This is a genomic window from Psittacicella gerlachiana, assembly GCF_003585965.1.
Lineage (GTDB): Bacteria > Pseudomonadota > Gammaproteobacteria > Enterobacterales > Psittacicellaceae > Psittacicella > Psittacicella gerlachiana.
The window spans coordinates 1-1,113 of the sequence record NZ_NRJF01000285.1 but is presented as its reverse complement, the minus strand read 5'-3'; the positions used below and the strand labels follow the sequence as shown (position 1 = coordinate 1,113).

Below are 1,113 nucleotides of genomic sequence, written 5' to 3'. Positions count from 1 at the left end.
AAATTTAAGTGTCTTATAATAGGCAAAGGAAAAGTTTTATTAATAATCTAAGGAGTTAATGTGAAAGAGTCGTATATTCTTAACTCTCCCGCAAAATTAAATTTATTTTTAAATGTAGATGCTAAGTGTCCTAATGGTTATCATGCAATTAGTACTTATTTTAAAATTCTTCCTCAAGTTTCAGATTATTTAGTTGTTACTTGGGAACAAATAAGTGATCCTGAGCAAATGCCTGCAAATATTTTAGAAGCAGGACGAATCTTTTTAAATAATCTAGAGATTTATGGTTTTGATGGGATTGTAAATAAAGAACAAAATCTCATTTACCGTTCAATTGCTCAACTGGTTTTAAGTCCTGAGTTAATGAGTACAAGTTCAATTGAACAAATTAAAAATTTTGCTAGTTATAAGTTAACGGTAAAAGTTGATAAACGAGTTCCTGTACAAGGAGGATTAGGTGGAGGTTCGTCTAATGGAGCGGTAATTTTAAATACGGTTGCGAGAAAGTTTTTTCCATTATTAACCCCAAATAATTTAGTTTCTATTGCTCAAAGAGTAGGTGCTGATTGTGCAGTATTTGTCCATGGCAAGTCTTCACTAGGTTATAGAGTTGGGGATTTATTCTTTACCCCTCAAGCTGAAGAGTTTTACCAAGTTTTTTCTTCTCTCTTTACTTATTTAGAAAAAGTTGAAGCAGAACTAAAGAAAGAAAACTATGATTTAACTGATCCTTTATCTTTCTATGATTATAGTAATAGAGAACTAAAATTTCCGCATAATACCTCATTTACTCAAGAATTACTGTTAATTCTCCTTGATTTAGCTCATCAATTAATTGAAGCGGTAAATCGTAATCCAAATATAATTCCAAATCAAGCTTTAGACTTTATAGGTTTAGCTCGTCATATTGAGCAAAAGTATAGCTCTTGGCTTAAAGGATATTTTTTAGTATTTACTTCGGATTATAAAGTAGATACTAAAAGTGCATTTAGTGGTTTAGGAGAGGATATAGATGTAGTTGCTCATGAAGATAATGGTAATTTTAAAAAAATATTTTTAAAAAGTTGGGAGCAAACATTAAATACTCCAAAACCTGAAGCTCAAGCTAATGCC

1 protein-coding gene is annotated in these 1,113 nt (G+C 30.6%); it reads left to right on the top strand.

Annotated elements, in window-relative coordinates; genetic code table 11:
* Positions 1-60 precede the first annotated feature (60 nt).
* A partial coding sequence (locus CKF59_RS07710) for a 4-(cytidine 5'-diphospho)-2-C-methyl-D-erythritol kinase (protein ID WP_484283402.1) occupies positions 61-1,113 on the top strand: 1,053 nt, incomplete at its 3' end.